This window comes from Comamonas sp. 17RB (assembly GCF_030056555.1).
Lineage (GTDB): Bacteria > Pseudomonadota > Gammaproteobacteria > Burkholderiales > Burkholderiaceae_C > Comamonas > Comamonas terrigena.
In genome coordinates this window covers 180,794-186,950 of sequence record NZ_JASHHY010000011.1, presented here as the reverse complement: position 1 = coordinate 186,950, position 6,157 = coordinate 180,794, and the positions used below count along the sequence as shown (strand labels likewise).

The window sequence follows — 6,157 nt, the reverse complement described above, 5'->3', positions numbered from 1 at the left end:
CCCCCCCCCCCCCCCCCCCCCCCCCCCCCCCCCCCCCCCCCCCCCCACTATTTTATTAAAAAGACGACCAACAAAAATTTATTTTTTTTTTTTGGGGGGTCGGGGTATGTTTATTATAACCCCCCCCCCCCCCCCCCCCCCCGCCCGCCCCCCCCCCCCCCCCCCCCCCCCCCCCCCGGGCAGCAGCGCATGGCTGAGCGCCGGCAGGCACAGCACGCGCACATGTGCACCCTGGGCCTGGCCCAGCTCCAGCGCCCGGTCGACCACGCGCTCCAGCCCCTGCCAGCTGCGCTGCACCTCGGCCCACAGCGCCAGCGCCCGCGCCGTGGGGCGCAGCCGGCCCTGGGCGCGCTCGAACAGCGCATAGCCCAGCAGTTGCTCCAGCCGTGCCAGCTCGCGGCTGACGGTCGGCTGGCTGGTGAACAGCAGGCGCGCCGCACCGGTGACGCCGCCGGCCAGCATCACCGCCCGGAACACCTCGATGTGGCGGTGGGCAATGCGCGGCGCCGTGCCGGTGGAATCGGGGAGCGCCGCAGGCACGGACGGTACAGACGGCACAGAGGAAGCGGGTGAACGGGTCATCGCGGCAGGCAATGCATATCAAATATGAATGATTTTGACACAACAAAGCATTAGACCAAATACATTCACTGCGGCATTCTCTGCATCCAAGGGGTGGGCCACCGTGCCGGATGGGCCATCTTGCCCGCACCGCACGCACACCCTCTTGTGCGCCCAAGCCGCTATCCATTGCAGAGTATCCAGACCATGAGCAACCCTTTTTCCCCCGCCCAGCTGTGGGCCCTGGCCGACGAATTCGGCACGCCGCTGTGGGTGTATGACGCCGCCACCATCCGCGAGCGCATTGCGCAGCTCCAGGCCTTTGACACCGTGCGCTTTGCCCAGAAGGCCTGCTCCAACATCCACATCCTCCAGCTGATGCGAGAGCAGGGCGTGAAGGTGGATGCCGTCTCGCGCGGCGAGATCCTGCGCGCTCTGGCCGCCGGTTTCACCCCGGGCTTTGGCGAGCCGGCCGATATCGTCTTCACCGCCGATGTAATGGACGAAGCCACGCTGGCCACCGTGGTGGAACACCAGGTGCCCGTGAACGCAGGCTCCATCGACATGCTGCACCAGCTGGCCGCCGCATCCAAGGGCCACCATGTGTGGTTGCGCATCAACCCCGGTTTCGGCCACGGCCACAGCAACAAGACCAACACCGGCGGCGAACACAGCAAGCACGGCATCTGGCACAGCGAGCTGGAAGCGGCGCTGGAGGCCATCAAGACCGGAGGCCTGGTGCTCGCCGGCCTGCACATGCACATCGGCTCGGGCGTGGACTATGGCCACCTGCAGGAAGTCTGCGGCGCCATGGTCCAGCTGGTGGAACGCACCAAGGCGGCCGGCGTGGACCTGCATGCGATTTCCGCGGGCGGTGGCCTGTCCATCCCCTACAAGGCGGGCGATGCCACCATCGACACCGCGCACTACCACGGCCTGTGGAATGCGGCACGCCAGCAGGCCGAAGCCATCGTCGGCCACCGCCTGGGTCTGGAGCTGGAGCCCGGCCGCTTCCTGGTCGCAGAATCCGGCGTGCTGCTGGGCACCGTGCGTGCCACCAAGAACGCGGGCAGCAACCACTTTGTGCTGGTCGACACCGGCTTCAACGAACTGATGCGCCCCAGCATGTATGGCAGCTACCACGGCATGGACGTGCTGCGCCGTGACGGCCAGCAACTGCCCGCACAGGACAGCGTGGTGGCCGGCCCGCTGTGCGAATCGGGCGATGTCTTCACCCAGGGCGACGGCGGCGTGGTGCTGCCCCGCAGCCTGGCCGGTGCCAGCGTGGGCGATCTGCTGGTGATCCACGACACGGGCGCCTACGGCAGCTCCATGTCCAGCAACTACAACACCCGGCCGCTGGCGGCCGAGGTGCTGGTCGACGCAGGCCAGGCCCGCCTGATTCGCCGCCGCCAGACTGTGGACCAGTTGCTGGCGCTCGAACTGGGCCTGTAAACCCTGACCGCCCGGCCTGCCGTGCTGCACCACCTGGTGCGGACCACAGGCTACGGCGCTGTGAACGCACTTCAGCCACCTTCGGGTGGCTTTTTTTGCATACCCCTGTCGCCCTTCGCCGCCAGCGGCTGCGGGCTGTCCTGCAGGCGATACGCACCAGGGTGGCGACAGCGCCAGAATGGCTGCAGCACCTGGATAGGAACATGGCCCACACGCCCTTGCAGCTGTGTGATCAGCTCATTTATTCATAGCTTTTGGTGGTAAGCCCCTGTGTACCATGGGTGCGCAATATCTTCCCTTCCTGACTGGAGACCCTTATGTCCTTTCCCACCCGCCCGCTGGGCCAATCGCCGCTGATGGTGTCGCCGCTGTGTTTTGGCGGCAACGTCTTCGGGTGGACGGTGGATCCGTCCACCAGCTTTGCCTTGCTGGACGCGTGGCTGGGCGCGGGCATGAACTTCGTCGACACGGCCGATGTGTACTCGCGCTGGGTGCCGGGCCATGTGGGCGGTGAATCGGAAACCCTCATCGGCCAGTGGCTGCAAAAAAGCGGCAAGCGCAAGCAACTGGTCCTGGCTACCAAGCTGGGCAAGGACATGGGCGACGGCAAGGTCGGCCTGCACCCCAAATACATCAAGCAGGCGGTGGATGCCTCGCTGACGCGCCTGCAGACCGATTACATCGACCTGTACCAGACCCATGACGACGATCCGAACATTCCGCTGGAAGATGTGCTGGGCACGCTGGGCGAACTGATCCAGGCCGGCAAGGTGCGAGCCATCGGCGCCAGCAACTACAGCGCCCAGCGCCTGGCCGAGGCACTGGACTGCAGCGACCGGCACCGCCTGGCGCGTTTTGACAGCCTGCAGCCGCTGTACAACCTGTACGACCGCGCCGTATTTGAAAAAGAGCTGCAGCCGCTGTGCGTGGCGCGCAATGTGGGCGTGATCAACTTCTACGCGCTGGCAGCCGGCTTTCTGACCGGCAAATACCGCAGCGAGGCCGATGTCGGCAAAAGCCTGCGCGGCGCCAAGACCACCAGCCTGTACCTGAACCCGCGCGGCCTGCGCATCGTCGATGCACTGGAGCAGGTGGCCGCCCAGTACAAGGCCCAGCCCGGCGAGGTGGCCATTGCCTGGCTGCTGCAGCAAGCTGGCATTGCCGCGCCGATTGCCAGCGCCACCAGCCTGGCGCAGCTGCAATCCCTGGTCACAGCCGCCACGCTGCAGCTGGATGCCACCGCACTGGCTGCGCTGGACGACGCCAGCCGGGAGGACTGAGCCGCTGGCGCTAATGCGCCGCAGCGCCCCGCCCTGGCAAAAAAGCGAACGGCCTGCGCAGATGCCAGGCCGTTCAGTCTATGGAGCGCCGTCCGCCTGCGCGGGGTCGGCCAGCGGCTCAGCGCTCCTGCTTCGGGTCGCGCTCCATCAGGCGGTGCACAGCCTGGGCCGGTGCCACCTTGCCGTCCAGCAGGTCCACCACCGTCGCCGCAATCGGCATGTCCACACCCAGCGCCTGGGCGCGGGCCAGCACGGTGCGGGCGCTGTACACGCCTTCGGCCACATGGCCCAGCGACTCCACAGCCTGGGCCAGGCCCATGCCGCTGGCCAGCAGCAGGCCCACCTTGCGGTTGCGCGACAGGTCGCCGGTGGCCGTCAGCATCAGATCCCCCAGCCCCGACAGACCCATGAAGGTGTCGGCCCGGGCGCCCAGGGCCACGCCCAGGCGTGTCATCTCGGCCAGGCCGCGTGTCAGCAGCGCGGCACGGGCATTCAACCCCAACTCCAGGCCATCGCACAGACCGGAGGCAATGGCCATCACGTTCTTCACGGCGCCGCCCACTTCCACCCCGACGATGTCATCGTTGCCGTACACGCGCAGCGAAGGGCTGTGCAGTGCATCCACCAGCGTATGGCGCACGCCGGCATCGCGGCTGGCGGCCACCAGGGCCGAAGGCTGGCTGCGCGCCACCTCCTGCGCAAAGCTGGGACCGCTCAGGGCGCCGCAGCGCAGCTGGGGCGCCACCTCGGTGCAGACCTCGTGCGGCATCAGGCCACTACCGGCTTCGAAGCCCTTGCACAACCAGGCCACGGGCGCATGCAGATGCTGCAGCCGCTGCAGCCATTCGCGCAATGCGGCCATGGGCGTGCCAATGATGACCAGCTCGGCGTCGGCCACGGCATCCAGGGCATCGCCCTGCACCACCTGCAGGCCCGGCGCAAACGCCAGGCCCGGCAGATAGCGCATGTTCTGGCGGCTGTCGTGCATCTCCCGCGCCTGCACGGCATCGCGTGCCCACAGGCACACCTGGTGGCCGGCGGGGTGGGCGGCTGCCGACATGGCCATGGCCGTGCCCCAGGCTCCGGCGCCAATCACTGTGATTTTCATAGCTGCTTGTGCAGTTTCCATAGGCTTGAGCGGCACTTTGAAGGTTTGTTCTTTCCCGGCGCTGCAGCGCAGCACGGGACATGCAGCCTGCATGGTACGCGCTGGCACACCCGCCTTGGTGCGGCGCAGCAGGCCACAGGTATCCGAAAGTTATCCGAACCCGGAGCAAGCCAGCAGGGTGACGGCATGCCCCAATGCAAAGAGGCCCCGCAGGGCCTCTTTGTCCAGAGCACATCGGCGCGCGGCACCAGAGCCGCCTGCCTGCGGTGCTTACTGGGGCAGTGCGCCGTCGGCCTGGGCGGCTTGGGCAGCGGCTTGCTGCTCGTACATGGCCTGGAAGTTGATTTCCGCCAGGTGCACGGGCGGGAAGCCGGCGCGGGTCACGATGTCTGCCACGTTGCCGCGCAGGTAGGGATAGATGATCTGCGGGCAGGCCACGCCGATCACGCCACCCATTTGTTCTTCAGGGATGCCGCGGATTTCGAAGATGCCGGCCTGCTTGGCTTCCACCAGGAACACGGTCTTGTCTTCGATCTTGGTCTGCACGGTGGCAGTCACGGCCACTTCAAAGATGCCTTCGGCCACAGGGGTGGCTTCCACACCCAGCTGGATGTCGACGCTGGGCTGGGTCTGTTCCAGCAGGATGGCGGGCGAGTTCGGTTGTTCCAGCGACAGATCCTTCAGGTACACGCGCTGGATTTGGAACACGGGGTTTTCTTGTTCGGACATGGAGTCAGTCTTTCAGGTCTAAAGCAACCGGAGCTATACAAAAAAGCCCGCCGGCGCAAAGGCTGCGCAGCGGGCGTGGCGTGCATTATGCAGTGGCGGTCTGGCTGGGCATGGGCACGCCACAGGGATCAGGCGTTGAGCAGGGGCAGCAGACCGCCCTTGGCATCCAGCGCCATCAGATCGTCGCAACCGCCCACATGGGTGTCGCCGATATAGATCTGCGGCACCGTGCGGCGTCCGGTGGACTGCATCATGTGGTCGCGGGCAACGGGGTCGGTGTCGATGCGCACTTCCTCGATCTGCTCCACGCCCTTGGACTTCAGGATCTGCTTGGCACGGATGCAGTACGGGCACACGGCAGTGGTGTACATCTTGACGGCTTGCATGAAAATCTCTCCTCGGTGGTAGGGGCTGCAACCGGTCCGCAGGGGGAACCCCGGCTGCATATCCGCTTTATGTGGGGGCGGATCAGGCCTTTACAACCGGCATGCCGGCATCGCGCCAGCCCTTCATGCCACCGGCCAGTGCCTGGGCCTTTTCATAGCCCAGCTTCTTGGCCATGGCTTCGGCACGCACGGCGCGGGCGCCCTTCTCGCAGACCAGCACCACGGGGACAGACTTGTTCTTGGCCACCTGGGGCAGGCGCTCGTCCAGCTGGGCCAGGGGGATGTTCTTGGCGTTGGTGATGTGGCCGGTCACATATTCCTCGGCCTCGCGCACATCGACGACCACCGCTTTTTCGCGGTTGATGCGCTGCACGGCGTCGGCCGGGGTCAGGCTGCCAGCGCCCACACCCTTGAGGGAAGGCACCATCAGCAGTGCGCCGGAACCAATGGCCAGCAGGAACAAATACCAGTTCTCGATGAAAAATTGCACGTCAATCCTCGGGATAGCAAACCGCGCAATTCTAGGGGGAGTTCCCCGGCCCGCCCCCGCGCACGGGCTTGACTGCTGCCAAGGGCGATCCGGGCGGCCTAAAATCGTGGTTTTTCGACGATCCGCCCACTTCTTTGTTTGCAGCGCG

At 66.2% G+C, this 6,157-nt stretch carries 6 protein-coding genes and 1 pseudogene; 2 read left to right on the top strand and 5 right to left on the bottom strand.

Translation table 11 applies throughout. The annotated features are described in order from the left end of the window. Positions 1 to 174 precede the first annotated feature (174 nt). Positions 175 to 582, bottom strand: a pseudogene (locus QM470_RS19540) (LysR family transcriptional regulator); the annotation flags it as partial. A gap of 186 nt (positions 583 to 768) precedes the next feature. Here QM470_RS19540 and lysA point away from each other — a divergent pair. Together lysA and QM470_RS19530 are read left to right on the top strand one after the other, a co-directional pair. Next, positions 769 to 2,016 (top strand): diaminopimelate decarboxylase, encoded by a 1,248-nt coding sequence (gene lysA / locus QM470_RS19535; protein WP_283340412.1) that lies wholly within the window; start codon positions 769 to 771, stop codon positions 2,014 to 2,016. 317 nt (positions 2,017 to 2,333) lie between these two features. Then, positions 2,334 to 3,296 (top strand): aldo/keto reductase, encoded by a 963-nt coding sequence (locus QM470_RS19530; RefSeq protein ID WP_283340411.1) that lies wholly within the window; start codon positions 2,334 to 2,336, stop codon positions 3,294 to 3,296. Positions 3,297 to 3,414: 118 nt separating this feature from the next. Here the strand turns inward: QM470_RS19530 and QM470_RS19525 are convergent, their stop codons facing one another. The 4 genes from QM470_RS19525 to QM470_RS19510 form a co-directional block, all read right to left on the bottom strand. Then, positions 3,415 to 4,404 carry an NAD(P)H-dependent glycerol-3-phosphate dehydrogenase gene (locus tag QM470_RS19525; RefSeq protein ID WP_283340410.1) on the bottom strand — a complete coding sequence of 330 codons (990 nt, stop codon included), beginning with the start codon at positions 4,402 to 4,404 and terminating at the stop codon, positions 3,415 to 3,417. A gap of 270 nt (positions 4,405 to 4,674) precedes the next feature. Further along, on the bottom strand, positions 4,675 to 5,133 hold the full coding sequence (secB, locus tag QM470_RS19520) for a protein-export chaperone SecB (RefSeq protein ID WP_066539427.1): 459 nt from the start codon (positions 5,131 to 5,133) through the stop codon (positions 4,675 to 4,677). Between the two features lie 128 nt (positions 5,134 to 5,261). Continuing rightward, entirely contained in the window at positions 5,262 to 5,519 is a 258-nt protein-coding gene (grxC, locus tag QM470_RS19515; RefSeq protein ID WP_066539428.1) for a glutaredoxin 3, read from the bottom strand. Between the two features lie 82 nt (positions 5,520 to 5,601). Then, entirely contained in the window at positions 5,602 to 6,009 is a 408-nt protein-coding gene (locus QM470_RS19510) for a rhodanese-like domain-containing protein (protein ID WP_283340409.1), read from the bottom strand. Between the last annotated feature and the right edge of the window lie 148 nt (positions 6,010 to 6,157).